The 14,106-nt window shown below is 62.8% G+C and carries 13 protein-coding genes; 4 read left to right on the top strand and 9 right to left on the bottom strand.

All coding sequences use genetic code 11. The features are described from left to right. Positions 1-105: 105 nt before the first annotated feature. Positions 106-333 (bottom strand): TIGR02450 family Trp-rich protein, encoded by a 228-nt coding sequence (locus tag DNK06_RS09135; protein ID WP_131179716.1) that lies wholly within the window; start codon positions 331-333, stop codon positions 106-108. Further along, a complete protein-coding gene (locus tag DNK06_RS09140) occupies positions 330-1,322 on the bottom strand; it encodes an NAD(P)/FAD-dependent oxidoreductase (RefSeq protein ID WP_131179717.1) in 993 nt (330 codons plus the stop codon). The genes DNK06_RS09135 and DNK06_RS09140 overlap by 4 nt, the downstream gene beginning before the upstream one ends. A gap of 283 nt (positions 1,323-1,605) precedes the next feature. On the opposite strand from DNK06_RS09140, the gene DNK06_RS09145 reads away from it, so the two are divergent. Continuing rightward, positions 1,606-2,505 (top strand): TIGR01777 family oxidoreductase, encoded by a 900-nt coding sequence (locus tag DNK06_RS09145; protein ID WP_131179718.1) that lies wholly within the window; start codon positions 1,606-1,608, stop codon positions 2,503-2,505. Between the two features lie 14 nt (positions 2,506-2,519). Further along, on the top strand, positions 2,520-3,551 hold the full coding sequence (gene hemH, locus DNK06_RS09150) for a ferrochelatase (protein ID WP_131179719.1): 1,032 nt from the start codon (positions 2,520-2,522) through the stop codon (positions 3,549-3,551). Between the two features lie 284 nt (positions 3,552-3,835). On the opposite strand, the gene DNK06_RS09155 is transcribed toward hemH, so the two are convergent. Both DNK06_RS09155 and upp read right to left on the bottom strand, forming a co-directional pair. Continuing rightward, complete coding sequence (locus tag DNK06_RS09155; RefSeq protein ID WP_131179720.1) at positions 3,836-5,113, bottom strand: uracil-xanthine permease family protein; 1,278 nt, start codon at positions 5,111-5,113, stop codon at positions 3,836-3,838. A 3-nt stretch (positions 5,114-5,116) separates the two neighbouring features. Then, a complete protein-coding gene (gene upp, locus DNK06_RS09160) occupies positions 5,117-5,755 on the bottom strand; it encodes a uracil phosphoribosyltransferase (protein WP_131179721.1) in 639 nt (212 codons plus the stop codon). 282 nt (positions 5,756-6,037) lie between these two features. Between upp and DNK06_RS09165 the strand changes: the two genes are divergently transcribed. Next, positions 6,038-6,595, top strand: coding sequence for a hypoxanthine-guanine phosphoribosyltransferase (locus DNK06_RS09165; RefSeq protein WP_131179722.1), 558 nt, complete (start codon positions 6,038-6,040; stop codon positions 6,593-6,595). A 12-nt stretch (positions 6,596-6,607) separates the two neighbouring features. On the opposite strand, the gene DNK06_RS09170 is transcribed toward DNK06_RS09165, so the two are convergent. Together DNK06_RS09170 and dauA are read right to left on the bottom strand one after the other, a co-directional pair. Next, entirely contained in the window at positions 6,608-7,936 is a 1,329-nt protein-coding gene (locus DNK06_RS09170; protein WP_131179723.1) for an IS4 family transposase, read from the bottom strand. 137 nt (positions 7,937-8,073) lie between these two features. Next, a complete protein-coding gene (dauA, locus tag DNK06_RS09175; protein WP_131179724.1) occupies positions 8,074-9,798 on the bottom strand; it encodes a C4-dicarboxylic acid transporter DauA in 1,725 nt (574 codons plus the stop codon). A 388-nt stretch (positions 9,799-10,186) separates the two neighbouring features. On the opposite strand from dauA, the gene DNK06_RS09180 reads away from it, so the two are divergent. Continuing rightward, on the top strand, positions 10,187-10,474 hold the full coding sequence (locus tag DNK06_RS09180; protein ID WP_131179725.1) for a PA4642 family protein: 288 nt from the start codon (positions 10,187-10,189) through the stop codon (positions 10,472-10,474). A 51-nt stretch (positions 10,475-10,525) separates the two neighbouring features. Here DNK06_RS09180 and DNK06_RS09185 read toward each other — a convergent pair whose 3' ends face one another. Genes DNK06_RS09185 through DNK06_RS09195 form a run of 3 tightly spaced genes read right to left on the bottom strand, consistent with a single transcriptional unit; the run spans position 10,526 to position 14,071 of the window. Continuing rightward, the gene (locus DNK06_RS09185) at positions 10,526-10,825 is read right to left on the bottom strand and encodes a DUF2845 domain-containing protein (protein ID WP_131179726.1); all 300 of its coding nucleotides are present in this window, start codon (positions 10,823-10,825) and stop codon (positions 10,526-10,528) included. A gap of 5 nt (positions 10,826-10,830) precedes the next feature. After that, the gene (locus DNK06_RS09190) at positions 10,831-11,121 is read right to left on the bottom strand and encodes a DUF2845 domain-containing protein (protein ID WP_131179727.1); all 291 of its coding nucleotides are present in this window, start codon (positions 11,119-11,121) and stop codon (positions 10,831-10,833) included. A gap of 7 nt (positions 11,122-11,128) precedes the next feature. Beyond that, positions 11,129-14,071 carry a DUF748 domain-containing protein gene (locus tag DNK06_RS09195; protein WP_131179728.1) on the bottom strand — a complete coding sequence of 981 codons (2,943 nt, stop codon included), beginning with the start codon at positions 14,069-14,071 and terminating at the stop codon, positions 11,129-11,131. Positions 14,072-14,106: the final 35 nt, after the last annotated feature.

The following is a 14,106-nucleotide window of genomic DNA, read 5'->3' on the forward strand; positions in this document are numbered from 1 at the left end:
CAAGGATTTATTTTTGTACAAGTTTAATTTCATCTTAGGCGCGATCTTGTACAAGTCAAATGCTGTGTACAGCTATTGCCAGCAACAGGCGAGGCGGGCGGCGCTTCAACGCCAGCCCATCTGCCAGTGTTCGGTATCCTGCAGCAGCCGCCAGTCGAGGTACTGGGCGCGCTTGCTGAGTACGGCCTGAAGTTCCACTTCCTGCACCGTACCGTCTTCGTCGCAGAACAGTTCGGTGACCAGAAAGTGCTTTTCGCGGTTCTGCGGCGTGGCCGCCGTCCATTTGCACAGCAGCAGCTTGCGCGGGGTCAGGCGATGCCTTGAGGCATTCACTGATTGTGCGCGATCAGTTTGCGAGCCGCTTCCTGGCCGCTTAGCCAGGCGCCTTCGACACGGCCTGACAGACACCAGTCACCACAGGCGTAGAGACCCAGGTCGGCATCGGCCAGGGCGCCCAGTTGATGCGCCGCCGAAGGGCGGGCGTACAGCCAGCGATGGGCCAGGCTGAATACCGGCTCCGGCACGGCGCAACCGATCATTTCAGCGAAGGCGCCATGCAGGTGCTCGATCACCTGCTCCTTGGGCAGATCCAGATGCTGGCGACTCCAGTTGCTGCTGGCGTGTAGCACCCAGGTGTCCAGCTTGGCATCTCGTCCGGGTTTGCTGCGGTTGCGTGCCGTCCAGTCCAGCGGATAGTCCTGTACGAAACAACCTTCCAGCGGTGTCTGTAGATGCTCTTCGAAAGCCAGCGCCACCGCCCAGGTCGGCTCCATGCTCACGCTGGCAACCGTGCCGGCGAGCTTGGGCGCCGCTGCCAGCAGAGCACTGGCCTGGGGCGCCGGTATGGCGATGATGACGTGGCTGAAAGGGCCGTGGCTATCGCCGTCGGCATCGAGCAGATGCCAGTGCAGCTCACCGCGGAATACCTCGGTGATACGGCAGGAAAACTTCACCGGCAGGGCCCCGAGTATGGCGCGGGTGATGGCGCTCATGCGTGGCTTGCCGACCCAGCGCACCTGCTCGTCGGCCGATGGGCTGAGCGTGCCGTTGGCGAACTGGTAGAGGCTGGGCGTCCATTCCTCGACCCAGCCACGGGCCTGCCATTGCTGGACAGCAGCGGCGAAGCGGCGGTCGCGTGCGGTGAAATATTGAGCGCCCAGATCCAGGGCGCCAGCGTCGCTGCGTTTGCTGGCCATGCGGCCGCCGCTGCCGCGACTCTTGTCGAACAATTGCACCGGATATCCGGCGGCATGCAGTGCCTCGGCCGCGGACAGCCCGGCGATACCGGTGCCGATGATGGCGATGGGAACTGTATTGGTCATGTTTACCTCATGTGCTGTCGGGCTGCCGCAACCGCAGGATCGACAACCCGCTGGGCCCCAAAACTACACCTTGGACATAGCTCATACAATGTACAGTTCATGTATAAGCTTATGTCCATGTCGGCCAGTGCCTGCAGCCAGGGCATCTATTCTTCAGAATAGGTGCGGGCGGCAATAGTTTCCCCGTTTATGTCGGCTGACTGCTCCAGCGGGTAATTGTTCTTGAGCATCGCCCCGCAAGTGGCGTCGAACCTTGTGAGCACACCATAGTGAGGAACCTGCCATGCATATCCTGATCACCGGCGGTACTGGTCTGATTGGTCGCGCGCTCTGTCACCACTGGCTCGAGCAGGGGTACCAACTGACGGTGTGGAGTCGCCGCCCGGAGCAGGTGGCGGTGCTCTGTGGTACTCGCGTGCGCGGCGTCGGGCGCCTGGAGGACATCGGCGACGAGCCGCTGGATGCAGTCGTTAACCTGGCCGGCGCCCCCATCGCCGACCGTCCCTGGAGCAAGGCGCGCAAGCAGCTGTTGTGGGAAAGTCGCGTTCACTTGACGGAGCAGTTGCTGGCCTGGCTGCAGAGCCGTGAACGGAAGCCTGCCGTGTTGCTATCCGGTTCGGCGGTCGGTTGGTATGGCGATAGTGGCGAGCGCATCGTCGATGAGCAGGCTGCCTCCGGCGCGGATTTCGCCGCGCAACTGTGCGTCGCCTGGGAAGATACCGCGCAGCAGGCCGAAGCACTGGGCATTCGCGTGGTTCTGCTGCGTACCGGCCTGGTGCTGGCGAAGGAGGGCGGCATCCTCAAACGCATGGTCACGCCGTTTCGCTTCGGGTTGGGCGGTCGCATCGGCGATGGACGCCAGTGGATGCCTTGGATTCATATCGCCGACCAAATCGCCCTGATTGATTTTCTCTTGCAGCACGAGCAGGCGCGCGGTCCTTATAATGCGTGTTCGCCGCATCCGGTACGCAACAGCGAATTCGCCAGCGAACTTGGCCACGCCGTGCACCGGCCCGCCATCGTGCCGCTACCGGCCTTCGCACTGCGCGCAGGCCTGGGCGAGATGTCACTGCTCCTGCTGGGCGGCCAACATGCTTTGCCTGTCAGGGCGCAGGAGGCCGGCTTCGAATTCCGTTTCACTCATCTGGACGTGGCTCTGGTGGATTTGTTGAGCCTTCATTAACAGGATGACATTGCATGACCGATCACGCTTTACTACTGGTCAACCTCGGCTCACCGGCCTCCACGGAAGTCGCCGATGTGCGGAGTTATCTCAACCAGTTTCTGATGGATCCCTATGTTGTCGATCTGCCCTGGCCGCTGCGACGGCTGTTGGTGTCGTTGATCCTGATCCGCCGCCCTGCGCAATCGGCCCACGCCTACGCGTCGATCTGGTGGCCGGACGGCTCACCGCTGATCGTGCTCAGCAAGCGTTTGCAGGAGGCGATGAAAGCGCAGTGGACGCAGGGGCCGGTGGAGCTGGCCATGCGCTACGGCGAGCCGTCGCTGGAAACCGTACTGACCCGCCTCGCCGGCCAAGGCATCGAGCAGGTCACGCTGGCACCGCTGTATCCGCAGTTCGCCGACAGCACCACCACCACGGTGATCGAAGAGGCCAAGCGGGTGGTGCGTGAGCGCAAGCTGCCGATTCGCTTCTCCATCCTCCAGCCGTTTTTCGATGATCCCGATTACCTCGATGCCCTGGCCGACAGCGCGCGCCCGTATCTGCAGAAGGATTTCGATCATCTGCTGCTGAGCTTCCACGGCTTGCCGGAGCGGCACATTCGCAAGCTGGTGAAAGGTATCGACGCGAAACACGACCTGCGCCGCCCCGATAGCGTGGGCGTCAGCGACGCAGTGCTGGCGCGCTGTTACCGTAGCCAGTGCCAGCGCACCGCCGAGGCGTTCGCGGCGCGCATGGGCTTGCGGCCCGAGCAATGGTCGGTGTCGTTCCAGTCGCGGCTGGGCAAGGACAAATGGATCGAGCCCTACACCGAGGCGCGCCTTGACGAGCTGGCCGTCCAGGGCGTGAAAAAGCTGCTGGTGATGTGTCCGGCCTTCGTTGCCGACTGCATCGAGACGCTGGAGGAAATCGGTGATCGCGGACGCGAACAGTTTCAGGAGGCGGGGGGCGAGAGCCTGGAGCTGGTGCCTTGCCTGAACGACCACCCAAGTTGGGCGGCAGCGCTCAAGCGGCTTTGCGAGCGAGCGCCGCAAAGCGTGGGGTAAGAGCGCGCCCTATCGCGAGTCCCACAGCTGTTCACGATCTTTCGACGAGACTCCGAGCGCAATGGCAGCAAAGAGGGGCGCAAGCGGACGTAGGGTGGATCGGGGCGCGTAGCTGACGCTCTTTTCATCCACCATTGCGATCGCTGGGTTGGTGGACGGATGAAGCGTCGTCCACCCTACGTCATGAAACCCACCAAATCGAATGTCCGCTTCCGCCTTATTGCCGCCGATCCAGGGGATACGGGTTCCTATTTGCCAAACACATGAAGATCGTGAACAGATTCTCAGATGTCCGGCGCTTCGTCTGCGTTCTTTTTCTTCCAGCCGTCGTTGCCCGGCAGGATCAGGTTCAGCGCGATGGCGACGATGGCGCACAGGGCGATGCCCTTGAGGCCGAAGTCGTCCGGGCCGTCGCCGGTGCCGATCAGTACGCCACCGATACCGAACACCAGGGTCACCGACACGATCACTAGATTGCGTGCTTCGCTGAGGTCGACGCTGTGGCGGATCATGGTGTTCATGCCCACTGCGGCGATGGAGCCGAATAGCAGGCACAGGATGCCGCCCATTACCGGTACCGGAATACTCTGCAGGATGGCGCCGAACTTGCCGATGAAGGCCAGGGTGATGGCGAAGATCGCCGCCCAGGTCATGATCTTCGGGTTGTAGGCCTTGGTCAGCATCACCGCACCGGTGACTTCCGCGTAGGTGGTGTTGGGCGGGCCGCCGAACAGACCGGCTGCCGAGGTGGCCACGCCGTCACCGAACAGGGTGCGGTGCAGGCCCGGCTTCTTCAGATAGTTCTTGCCGGTGACGCTGCCCACCGCGATGACGCCGCCGATGTGCTCGATGGCCGGAGCCAGAGCCACCGGCACGATGAACAGGATCGCCTGCCAGTTGAAGGCCGGCGCGGTGAAGGCCGGCACCGCCAGCCAGGGCGCGTCGGCAACATGGCCAAGGTCAAGGGCGCCGAAGTAGATCGACAGTGCGAAGCCCACCAGAATGCCGGAGATGATCGGCACCAGACGGAAGATGCCGCGGCCGAAAACGGCGACGATCAGGGTGGTCAGCAAGGTCGGCATGGAAATCCACATCGCCGTGCTGTAGGGCAGCAGCACGCTGCCGTCACCCGCTTTGCCCATCGCCATGTTGGCGGCGATCGGTGCCATGGCCAGGCCGATGGAAATGATCACCGGGCCGATCACCACCGGCGGCAGCAGGCGGTCGATGAAACCGGTGCCCTTGATCTTCACGGCCAGGCCGAGAAAGGTGTAGACGAAACCGGCAGCGACCACGCCGCCCATGGTTTCCGCCAGGCCGAACTGGCCCTTGGCGAGAATGATCGGGGTGATGAATGCGAAGCTCGAGGCCAGGAAAACCGGTACCTGGCGGCCCGTGACGATCTGGAACAGCAGGGTGCCCAGGCCGGCGGTGAACAACGCCACGTTGGGGTCGAGGCCGGTGATCAGCGGCATCAGCACCAAGGCGCCAAAGGCCACGAAGAGCATCTGCGCGCCGGACAGCACCTGACGCCACAACGGATCGTTGAATTCGTCGCGCATCAATCAGGCGTCCTTCTGCTTGGTGCCGAAGATCTTGTCGCCGGCATCACCCAGCCCGGGGATGATGTAGCCGTGTTCGTTGAGACGCTGGTCGATGGAGGCGGTGTAGATCCTCACGTCCGGATGGGCTTCGTTGACCGCCTTGATGCCCTCGGGCGCGGCGACCAGCACCATGGCGCGGATCTCCTTGCAGCCGGCCTTCTTCAGCAGGTCGATGGTGGCGACCATGGAGGCGCCGGTGGCCAGCATCGGATCGATGATCATCGCCAGGCGCTCGTTGATTTCCGGCACCAGTTTTTCCAGGTAGGTGTGCGCCTGCAGGGTTTCCTCGTTGCGGGCCACGCCGACGGCGCTGACCTTGGCACCCGGAATCAGGCTGAGCACGCCGTCGAGCATGCCGATGCCGGCGCGCAGGATAGGCACCACGGTGATCTTCTTGCCGGAGATCTTCTCGACCTGTACGGGGCCTGCCCAGCCCGCGATTTCGTAGCTTTCCAGCGGCAGATCCTTGGTCGCCTCGTAAGTGAGCAGGGCGCCCACTTCCTGGGCCAGTTCGCGGAAATTCTTGGTACTGATATCCGCGCGGCGCATGAGGCCGATCTTGTGGCGAATCAGCGGATGGCGGATCTCGAGGACTGGCATTGCGGGGTCTCCGGCAAAAGTGGGCAAAAAACACGCTAGATTAAAGCATTGCGTCGCAGTGTGGGCGCTGCGGATGTGGAACTTTTTACAATCGGCGGGCAACGGCCATGCCATTTGTCGAGCGCATTCGTGGATGCTTGCGCCACACCCGTCGGGTGCGTAACGTTGCCGCCTTTTTCTGACCCGGTGATCAGCTTGTGCGCCGGAGCCATCAATACAGCGTGATCGACGCTCGGCAGAGCCAGGCTTCTGCCCAACGTCGGCCACCAATGAGGACATGATATGCCCGCCGATCTCGCTCACATCCGTCAGATAATGGCCGAAGCCGACTGCCTGTACAGCGAAGCCGAAGTGGAAGCCGCCATCGAGCGCGTCGCCGTCGCCATCAACGCCGAACTGGCCGACCGCAACCCGGTGGTGTTCTGCGTGATGAATGGCGGGCTGATCTTTTCCGGCAAGCTGCTGACCAAGCTCGACTTCCCCCTGGAAGCCTCCTACCTGCACGCCAGTCGCTACCGCAACCAGACCAGCGGCGGCGAGCTGTTCTGGAAGGCCAAACCGGAAGTGTCGTTCATCGACCGCGATGTGCTGATCATCGACGACATCCTCGATGAAGGGCACACCCTGGGGGCGATCATCGATTTCTGCCACCACGCGGGCGCCAGCAACGTGCACACCGCCGTGCTGATCGACAAGGATCACGACCGCAAGGCCCGCCCGGATCTCAAGGCCGACTACGTGGGCCTGCCGTGCATCGACCGCTACATCTTCGGTTATGGCATGGACTACAAGGGCTACTGGCGTAATGCGCCGGGAATCTATGCGGTGAAGGGGCTCTAAGAGCCATGCCTTTCAACGTCTTTTCCCCTTCTCGGCTATAAGCCGAGCGGTGGAGGCGTGTGCCCTGGCAGTGGTGCCGTCGACATAGCCAGCATTGGCTCGACTTTTCTTGGGACCTCGCTTGCTGGTGGTCAGTTGCTTGGGGCTGAGCCTGCTGGCCAGTTGCAACAAGCGCTGCAGCAGATGCTGTGGATCGTCATCGGCACAGGGTAGGTGCTCGCTCGGCAGGAGCATGATCATCGACTCGTAGCTGCTGACGATCTCCACCGTCAGGTGGTAGGTGGATACGTCCAACTGCGGATGCGTCGCCCGATGCGCTTGCTCGGTGACCGCTTTGAGCAGCGACAGCACGTTGTAGGCCAGCACCGCCACGGCAAACCCCAGCAAAGCTGCACGCGGATGTCCCAGGGTCTTGATTTCACTGTGAAGCACCGACTCCAGACGGCCAAACATTCCCTCGATGCGCCAGCGCTTGCGGTACAAACGGGCGAGGGTCGCCGCCGTGATGTGCGCGGGCAGATTACTCCATAGCGCGATGGTCTTGTCGCCCGATTCGGTGGGCGTATCCAGTTCGATTTCGATGCGCCGCCAGCTCACGCATGGGCTCGACTCATGCTCGTCCAGGATCAGGTCGATGGACTGCTCGCGTACCTGCCCGGTCTCGATGGTGGACTGTGCACTCCAGGCACCCTGCGCCTTGAGCCGGGGATGCTTGGCGTGTTCACGCACGATGAAGCCTGCCCCGCCTGCGTGAAGCCCGCCCAACAGGGCAGCCGTACAGAAGTGCCTGTCCCCGATCCAGGCCTGGCCCGGTTGTGCGCTGTCGATTAACTGCGCGGCACCGACCCGTTCGCTCTCGTAAGCATCCTCGCAGGCCAGGATGTCGCAAACCAGGGTGCTATCTGGGTCGTAGACCACCAGTGTGTGCCCAGGCAGCGCTGCGCCACGCAAACCGCGTAGCTCGGCCAGACGCTTGTCGCTGGCCGGCAGATGGTTGCCATCGATGATGCGAACCTGCCAACCCGGCAGGCTCGGTTCGACATCCAGGCCCGCCATCACCGGCGCCAGGCGCTGCGCGCTACCGCGTACCAAGGCCCGCAGCAAGGCCGGCTCCGTGCGCTTGACCTTGGCATACAACGCCGCCAGCGACACCGGCAGACGATCAGCCATCTTGCGTGCAGCCGCATGTAATGACGGACGCAGACCCAAGGTCACGAGCGACATCAGCTCCACGACGCTGGAGAACAACAGTTCACGTGGATACTGACGCTGGCGGTTGTGCTCGAACACCTCGTCGATCCATTGCGCGGGCAGGGCACGATCGAGTGCCAGACGAGCCATCACCGCTGCAGGGGCCTGCTGCTCGTACTTCTCAACAATGACTTGCCAGATGATCCTTCTCCACCTGCTTGACGATGCCGCCAAGCATACAGGCTGGGCTGCTCAAAGATGTTGAAAGGCATGGCTCTAAGAGCCCGTCAGTTCGCGAGACCGTGATCAGGCGCTGACTGCCAGCTTTCGCAGATCGTCCGGGCGCGTGGTAGATCCCGGGCATAACTCAAGCGGCCATGAGCGTTTTGCAGACCGGCGCGGCGCAGCTTCAGGCGTAGTGAAGGCGAGGCGCCGCTGACGATCAGGGAGATATCGTGCTTGCGGTACTCCAGCACGATGCTGTGCAGCGCGGCGAGCGCCGTCATGTCGAGCATCGGCACGGCGCTGAGGTCGAGAATCACCACCCGGATGTCAGGATCGAGCCGGCGCAGCGCACTCAGCGTCCGTTCTGCCGCACCAAAGAACAGCGGGCCACGAATGGCGAAGGCCAGCACGTGCTCCGGCAGGTCACTCAGGGCCTGATGATTTTGCCGTGGCAGGCTGCGGGTATCGGTCAGTTCGCTCATGCGCTTGATGAACAGCCCTGCGGCCAGCAACAGGCCGACGCCGACGGCCAGCACCATATCGAACAGTACCGTGAGTAACAGACAGGTCAGCAGCACCAGCACATCGCTGCGTGGCGCGATGCGCAAGGTATGGGCCACGTGGTGGGCTTCGCTCATGTTCCACGCCACCATCAGCAACAGGGCGGCGAGCGCGGCCATCGGCAGGTAGCTGAACAGCGGGGCGAGAAACAGGATGGCGGCCAGCACCACGGCGGCATGGATGACTGCGGCCAGCGGCGAACAGGCGCCGGCGCGCACGTTGGCGGCGCTGCGGGCGATGGCGGCGGTGGCGGTGATGCCGCCGAACAGCGGCGCGACCAGATTGCCAATGCCCTGGCCGAGCAATTCGGCGTTGGGGTCGTGCTTGCTGCCGGTCATGCTGTCGGCGACCACGGCGCAGAGTAGCGATTCGATAGCGCCGAGCATGGCGATGGCGAAGGCCGGGGCCAGCAACTGGCGGATCAATTCGAAGGACAGAACCAGTGGCTGGCCATCTGCTCCAGGCAATTGCCACGGCCAGGCGAATGTTGGCAGAAAGGGTGGAATGCCTGGGTAGCTGACGCCCTCGACGCTGTAACTGAAGCGCTCACCCAGCGTCGCCACCGGCAGTCCGCCGCGCTCCAGCAACAGGCCCAGCAGTGCGCCGACCGCCAGCGCCACCAGATGCCCCGGAATGCGCGGCACCAGGCGCGGCCAGAGCAGCAATACGGCAAGGCAGGCCAGCGCCACCAGGCTGTCGCCGAGCCGGATGCCGGGCAGTGCCTGGAACAGCAACTGCAATTGCTGCACATAGTGGCTCGGCTGTTCGGCCAGTTGCAGGCCGAACAGATCCTTGATCTGCAGCGTGGCGATGACGATACCGATACCGGCGGTGAATCCCAGCGTGACCGGGTAGGGCACGAACTCGATCAGGCGACCGGCCTTGAGCAACCCCAGCATGATCAGAATCAGCCCGGCGAGCAGGGTGCACAACAGCAGACCGCCAATGCCGAATTTCTGGGTGATCGGCAGCAGAATCACCACGAAGGCGGCAGTGGGGCCGGAGATATTGAAGCGCGAGCCGCCGCACAGGGCGATCAGCGGGGCCGCCACCAGAACCGTGTAGAGACCATGCTGCGGCGCCACGCCGACGGCGATAGCCAGGGCCATGGCCAGGGGGATGGCGATGATGCCCACCGTGAGGCCGGCGGCCAGATCGCCACGCAGGCTGGCCCAGGAATAACCGCCGAGCAGGCTCTGGCGGCAAGCGGCGAACAGAGTGGGCATTGTGGTGTTTCCTAGGGTCTGTTGACGTTTCAACGCGAGCCGCGTTGCCGCGAGAAATCTCGCCATGTCGGGCGGCGATCCGCTAGGCGGAGGACGCCGGTAATGGTATTCCCTTGCCAAGCCCTCCAACAATGCATGGCGAAATTTCTCGCGCAACCTGGGCGGCCCCACCCGCAGGGCGGTCATGCTGAAACGTCCACGGATCCTGAGGTTGTCACCAGTATAAGAGTGACCAGAGCGCATCGGTATTGACTTAGGTCGCGTACCGCTCAGGGTTTGCCAGTGCTAGAAAGGTTGGCTGTACCTGCGACGAGTTCCCCGCGTTGAGCGGTTGCGGCGCCGGGGTTACACTGCCGGCCCCGTGTGGTCTGGTTAGCTGGAGTGAGCGATGCGTAAAGACAAGAAGCAGGTGATTGGCGACGAAGTGAGCGACGAGCAGATCAAGCTGTTTCTCGCCGTGGAACCGGCTGATGCCACGCCGCCCTCGCTGCACAAACTGGTCAAAGCCTACCGCGGCTTGCGTGACCACGATTTCGAGCGGTTCGTCGGGTTCTTCGTCGAAGCCGGCTACGACCTCGATGCCAAGGATGCTGACGGCAATGACTTCGTCGCGCTGATCAAGGATCAGCGTCAGGCCGAGCCTTACATCCAGGCGATCAACGCCGCTCGCGGCTGATCGCTGCCGGGTGACGGCGTTCTGCCGTCGCCCGCTCTGATCGACTAGCGGCTAATTGCCGCGTTTGCTGTCGATCCTGTTCAGGCGATTGCCCTCGAAACGCAGAAAGTAGTTCATGCCGTTGCGCGGGCCGTAATTCCACTCCTCTATCTGCACTTCATGGGTGAAGCCATAGCTGTCAGTCTGTTCCTTGTAGCCGATGAACGCGCGGTTGTTCGGTTCGCCGCATTTGGACTGGACTTCGGCGGTGCTGTCGCCGGTGCTGGCTAGAGCGCTGCCGCAACGCCAGGTCGCCGCGTTGGCGGTGCTCGCCAGCAGCATGAGCAGGGTGCAGGTGATGAGTGTTTTCATGGTCGTCAGCGGCTGCGTTTGCGTTCGATGCGCGTCAGCCGATTAGCCTCGAAAGTCAGAATGGTGAACATGCCGTTGCTGGGTTCGTAGGCCCATTCCTCGATATTCGTTTCGCGTCGATAGTGGGGGCCGAGCGTATAACCGACGGGGTCACGGAAAGCCGGTTCGCCACATTTCTGCATCACCTCGAAGGTGCGATCACCGAGGTTCACCAGCTTGCTGCCGCAGCGCAGGGTATCGGCCTGGCTCAGCAATGGGCTGGTGCAGAGCACCAGCAACAGGCTCAAACGCTTCATATCCCTATCACTCGCTATCCAGATGCAAGGGCGTAGCCACGCGGCCGTCGTTCTCGGCCTCGCCTAGGCTAACGTCGAGCAAGTAGATGCGTTCGTCCGCCAACTTGCCGCTATCCACCAGATACGCTTTGATCGCCGCGGCGCGATCCTGGGCCAGCTGGCGCTGCAGGCCACGACTGTCGCTCCAGGACTCCAGCACGGCATCGCGCAGGTGCGCCGTGCGCTCATCGCTGTCCAGCTCGGCCCACTCGGCAGGCGGCTGTTGTTTCAGGCGGGCGCGGTAGATGCCTTCCAGCAACGGGGCTTTTTCGTCCTCTGGCACCACCAGCAAGTCGGCGTTGGCCGGCACCTGATCACCACGGCGTTGCATGATGCGGTACAGATAGTCCTGATACTCGCGCTCCAGGCGCTGCTCGGCCAGCAATGGGCCGTCGCTGCTCTGGGCACTAAGACCCTCGATTTCCAGGCGCAGGGTCGGGCGTTCCTGCAGGGCGCTGGCAAGCATATCCAACGATTTTTGCGCCTGCTCATCCAGCTCGGCGTTGCCAGGTGCGAACACCACGGTGCTCAGATCCATGTCGGCACCACCGCTGACCAGGCCGCCGATGAACTTGAACGGTGCCTGGGCGGCACGCAGCACCAGGTTGCGCAGGGTTTGCCAGACGATTGGCATGACGCTGAACTGTGGGTTGTTGAGGTCGCCCTGCAGAGGTAGCTCCAGGGAAATCCGCCCCTGAGTATCCTTGAGCAGAGCTACGGCCAGGCGAATCGGCAGATCCACGGCGTCCGGGCTGTCGACTTTTTCGCCGAGCTGCAATTGCTCGACCAGTACCTTGTTCTGTGCGTTCAGCTTGCCGTTGTTGATGCGGTAATGCAGATCCAGGTTCAGGCGGCCCTTGCGGATGCGGTAGCCGGCGAATTTGCCGGAGTAGGGGGTCAGGGTGGTCAGCTCGACCTGTTTGAACTGGGTGGCGATGTCCAGGCTCTGCAGCGGATCGAAGGGCGTCAGGCTGCCCTTGATGCTGACCGGCGCGTAACGGTCGACCTTGCCGCTGATATCCACGGGGGCTGGTTTGCTGCTGGTGCTGTCGAGGGTGCCGATACGACCATTGAGTTGCTGTATCGCGGTGGCGAAGTTGGGCCTGAGGCTGAAGTCGGCGAAGTTGGCCGAGCCATCTTTCAGGCTGACCTCGCCGATACGGATGGCCAACGGCTTTTCAGCGGCGGCTGACGATTGCGCTTGAGCGGCGTTGCCAGCGGGCTGTTTGACGATCAGCTCGTTGAGGTTGGTGCTCAGGTCTTCGTTGATGATGAAGCGCGCATAGGGCTGTTCCAGGTCGACCCGCTCGATGCCCAGACGATCGCCATGGCGGTAGTCGAGGCCGCCCAGATCCAGTTGCTTCCAGCGCAGCAAGTCACGGTTCTTGAGGGTGTCGAGGGTGTGCAGCTGGGTGATCTGTGCCTTGCCCTGTACACGCAGGGCCAGGGGCTCGGTTGCCGTGAGCTCGACCCCAAGATCGCTGCTCAGCAGGCCGCTGCGCAGCTCCAGGTGCACGAAGGGGCTGATGTAGGCTTGTGCCACGCGCAGGTCGATATTGCGGGTGACCACTTTCAGGGTCGCGGTGGTCGGGCTCAGTTGCACCTGACCCTCGGCTTGCAGCTTGCCCTGTTTGCCGACACCGGTGTCGAGCTTGAGATCAAAGGGCGAGGTGCCGAGGCTATCGAAGTTCTGCACGTCGAGGTCGAGTGGGCCGAGTTCCACGGTGGTCGCCTTGCTCGGCACACGGTCGACGAGGTGGGCATGGTAGTCGCGTAACTGTACGTCCTTGACCAGAACGTGCCAGGGCTTTGCTGGCTCGCTCGGCGCGGCTTGCGAGCTGTGGTCTGCATCGTCGGCCGCCTCGGGTGTTTCGGAGGCATCCGCAGGCGCTTGCTTGGGCGCATCCTGCGGTTTGCCGGCCAGCAGCTTCTGCCAGTCGAGCTCTCCGTCGGCTTCGCGGGTGGCCCAGGCTTCCAGTTTTTGGCCGCGGATCTTGCCGATAACCACCTGTTGCCTGGCCAGATCCAGAGAGGTTTCGCTGACCTCGAGTGCATCCAGCTTGAGCAATGGCTTGCCGTCCGGCGCCTGCATGGCGAATGGCGCTACTTTTATGCGGGCGTTGTTCAGCAACAGCTCGGTGCTGTCACGCAGGCTCAAGCGGTAATCGGTCGACAGGCTCACTACACCGTTTTCGAGCACCAGCGGGACGGCGTCACGCACGTAGGGCCAGAACGCCTTCATCGGCTCGTCGGTGATCTTCAGGGTGCCACTGGAACTGATCGGGCTCAGACTCAGTTCACCGCTCCAGTCGATACGGCCGCCAGCCGGGCCGGTGGCCACCAGGGTCATGTCGGCGTTGTCGTCGGGCAGGGTGCTGAGGTTATGCAGTTCCAGGTTGAGATCGTCGTAGTGGATGTCGATCGGCTCCTGCGGGCGCAGATCCTGGAAATGCAGGTTACCGCCCAGCAGTTCGATGCGGTCGATGCGCAGGGCAAATGGCTCGCCGGGTTCTTCCGTCTGCTCCTCACTGGCCGGGAGCTTGAACAGCTGGGCCAGGTTGAGGTTGCCATCCTTGTCGAAACGCACCTCGGTGTGAGGCTTCACCAATCTCACGTCAGCCAGGTGCAGGGCGCCGCTCCACAGGCTGTCCAGCTGCAGATTCACGGCCAGGTGCTCGAAGGCCACCTGCTCTTTGCCAGGCTCACCGAGGTGCAGACCCCAGAGATCCAGCTCCAGAGTGAAGGGGTTGAGTTGCAGGCGATCCAGCCGGGCAGGCTGAGTCGCATAATTTTCCAACTGCTGGTTGGCGATGCGCAGTGCAATGCCGGGCAAGATGAGAAAGCCGATCAGGCTGTACAGGCCGATGGCGATCAGTAGGGCAGTGGCGGCGCGTCGCAATCCTTTGGGCATGGTCTTGCTCATCTTCCTGGCGAGAGTGTCTTGGA

Origin of the sequence: Phytopseudomonas daroniae, assembly GCF_004327285.1 — a bacterium.
In the GTDB taxonomy this organism is placed as follows: domain Bacteria; phylum Pseudomonadota; class Gammaproteobacteria; order Pseudomonadales; family Pseudomonadaceae; genus Aquipseudomonas; species Aquipseudomonas daroniae.

Bases quoted from the DNA above. Each gene is read 5' to 3' on its own strand.
- DNK06_RS09145 (WP_131179718.1), top strand. From the start codon at position 1,606: ATGCATATCCTGATCACCGGCGGTACTGGTCTGATTGGTCGCGCGCTC.
- DNK06_RS09140 (WP_131179717.1), bottom strand. From the start codon at position 1,322: ATGACCAATACAGTTCCCATCGCCATCATCGGCACCGGTATCGCCGGG.
- DNK06_RS09180 (WP_131179725.1), top strand. From the start codon at position 10,187: ATGCGTAAAGACAAGAAGCAGGTGATTGGCGACGAAGTGAGCGACGAG.
- hemH (WP_131179719.1), top strand. From the start codon at position 2,520: ATGACCGATCACGCTTTACTACTGGTCAACCTCGGCTCACCGGCCTCC.
- DNK06_RS09155 (WP_131179720.1), bottom strand. From the start codon at position 5,113: ATGCGCGACGAATTCAACGATCCGTTGTGGCGTCAGGTGCTGTCCGGC.
- DNK06_RS09195 (WP_131179728.1), bottom strand. From the start codon at position 14,071: ATGCCCAAAGGATTGCGACGCGCCGCCACTGCCCTACTGATCGCCATC.
- DNK06_RS09190 (WP_131179727.1), bottom strand. From the start codon at position 11,121: ATGAAGCGTTTGAGCCTGTTGCTGGTGCTCTGCACCAGCCCATTGCTG.
- DNK06_RS09170 (WP_131179723.1), bottom strand. From the start codon at position 7,936: ATGGCTCGTCTGGCACTCGATCGTGCCCTGCCCGCGCAATGGATCGAC.
- DNK06_RS09165 (WP_131179722.1), top strand. From the start codon at position 6,038: ATGCCCGCCGATCTCGCTCACATCCGTCAGATAATGGCCGAAGCCGAC.
- DNK06_RS09185 (WP_131179726.1), bottom strand. From the start codon at position 10,825: ATGAAAACACTCATCACCTGCACCCTGCTCATGCTGCTGGCGAGCACC.
- upp (WP_131179721.1), bottom strand. From the start codon at position 5,755: ATGCCAGTCCTCGAGATCCGCCATCCGCTGATTCGCCACAAGATCGGC.
- dauA (WP_131179724.1), bottom strand. From the start codon at position 9,798: ATGCCCACTCTGTTCGCCGCTTGCCGCCAGAGCCTGCTCGGCGGTTAT.